The following is a 1,729-nucleotide window of genomic DNA, read 5'->3' as shown; positions in this document are numbered from 1 at the left end:
CTTGATCGCCTCGAGCGTCACAGGGCGGGGCAGCGCCCGCACGGCCTTGACGTCGACCATGCCGAAGCGGCCGGTCTCGTCCGTGTGATCGGGATAGTAGGGGCGGATCACCGCCACGATGCCGACCACCGCCTTGCCCTCGTTCGAGTGGTAGAAGAAGCCCTGCTCGCCGACCTGCATGGCCATCAGCTGCTTCTTGGCGAGGTGGTTGCGCACGCCGTTCCAGTACGTGCCGGCCTCACCGGCCGCGACCTGCTGGTCCCACGACCAGGTCGCGGGCTCGGATTTGAACAGCCAGTACGCCATCGCTGAAGGTCCCGCGGACCGCCCGGCCGGGCGGCATGCCCCGCCATAGCCCAGCTTCGGCCTCCGGGAACAGGCCAGCGCCGCGTCCGTCGCGCTCGGCGCGCTCGGCGCGCTCGGCGCGCTCGGCGCACCGAGGGCCGGCGCATGAGACGTCGTTAAAGATCAGTAAAATCTCGCTTATCGACAGGCCTGATAGTAGAAGGTCTTGCCGTCCGGCGAGACCTCCAGCTGGTCGGCGTGGATGAAGAGCAGCCTGCCCTGGTCGTCCCGGAGCACCCGGCCCTGGCCGGTGAGCGGGCGCTGCGCGATGGTGGACCAATGGCCGTCGAGCACCCGCCGCAGGCCGCCGGTCTCGCGGTCGAGGACGATCAGCCCGGGCTGGCCGGCATCCGTCAGGTAGATGTGGCTGCCGTTGAAGCGGAAATCGTCGATGAAGCTCTTCTCGCCGGTCGCCGCCTGCAGCGGATAGACCTTGCGCACGGCGTTCGTGGCGAGGTCGATCTGCACGAGCTTCGGGCCGCCCGGCAGCGGCGCCGCGCCCATGCCCGGCGCGCCCTTGTCGACCACCCAGAGGTCCCCGTCCGGCCCGATCCGGATGGCGTTGACCGCCACGAAGGCCTTGGCCGGATCGTCGCCCAGCTTCCAGGCGTTCCAGGCCGCGTCGGGGAACGGAACCGCCTTGCCGTCCCGCCACTCGCCGAGTTCGAGGCCCGTGTCCTTGCTCTGCCGCTGGAACGGGGAGAACAGCCGGCCGTCCGGGGATCGGGTGATGCCGTTGAACACGAGGCTGTCCGATTTCACCATCGGCTTGAGGGCGTCGGACTCGGCCGGCGCCTCGGCGGCGCGGCCGGGCGTGCCCAGGGCGGCGGCCAGCAGGAGGGCGAGGAGCGTGGCGCGCATGGCGGTATCCCGGTCCGATGGTGAAGCGTCCGGGCCGGTAAGCCCGCAGGGCGCGCGGTGTTCCCTGCCGATCCCGTCGGCCGCAACCGAACCTCCGACGCCCCGGCCCCGCCGGCGGCGCCTGCGACGCTCCGCCGGGGCTGGATCCTGCGAAAATGAGAACATATAATGAACAAACGACGCGGGCCGCACGGGGCGGCCGAGGAGGAGCGAGGGATGGCCAAGTACCGGTTCCACTGCACCAACGGGCTCGAATGCGTGTTCGATGCCCGCGGCACCGAGGTCCGCGCCGCGGCACGCCTGGTCGACCGGGCCCGGAAGGTCGCCTCCGACGTGCGGCAGTCGCTGGCGAACCGGACCGACTGGGCCGAGTGGCGGGTGAGCGTGCACGACCTCTCGGGCCGGCGCGTCCTGGTCCAGCCCTTCGAGGGGGCTTCGGGGCGCCCCAGGGCGGCCTGAACGATGGCGCCGCTCCGGACGGGCCACGATCCGGTCGCGGGCCACCCGGATCAGACAATCCGCC

Annotated in this window: 3 protein-coding genes; 1 reads left to right on the top strand and 2 read right to left on the bottom strand. The window is 71.3% G+C overall.

What is annotated here, in order from left to right:
- Positions 1 to 306, bottom strand: a 306-nt coding sequence (locus I53_RS12830) for an EVE domain-containing protein (RefSeq protein ID WP_043351272.1), incomplete at its 3' end; no start/stop codon positions are given.
- A gap of 177 nt (positions 307 to 483) precedes the next feature.
- Positions 484 to 1,206: a major royal jelly family protein gene (locus I53_RS12825; RefSeq protein ID WP_251982307.1), complete on the bottom strand. Its 723-nt coding sequence runs from the start codon at positions 1,204 to 1,206 to the stop codon at positions 484 to 486.
- 216 nt (positions 1,207 to 1,422) lie between these two features.
- Here I53_RS12825 and I53_RS12820 point away from each other — a divergent pair, with 216 nt between their 5' ends.
- Positions 1,423 to 1,665, top strand: coding sequence for a hypothetical protein (locus I53_RS12820; RefSeq protein ID WP_043351270.1), 243 nt, complete (start codon positions 1,423 to 1,425; stop codon positions 1,663 to 1,665).
- Positions 1,666 to 1,729 lie beyond the last annotated feature (64 nt).

Source organism: Methylobacterium sp. B1, from assembly GCF_000333255.1.
GTDB classification, from domain to species: domain Bacteria; phylum Pseudomonadota; class Alphaproteobacteria; order Rhizobiales; family Beijerinckiaceae; genus Methylobacterium; species Methylobacterium fujisawaense.
The sequence above is the reverse complement of the archived record's forward strand: the minus strand, read 5'-3'. Positions and strand labels throughout refer to the sequence as shown.

What these genes read in the sequence shown, in the direction of transcription:
- I53_RS12825 (WP_251982307.1), bottom strand. Translation starts at nt 1,206, where the DNA reads ATGCGCGCCACGCTCCTCGCCCTCCTGCTGGCCGCCGCCCTGGGCACG.
- I53_RS12820 (WP_043351270.1), top strand. Translation starts at nt 1,423, where the DNA reads ATGGCCAAGTACCGGTTCCACTGCACCAACGGGCTCGAATGCGTGTTC.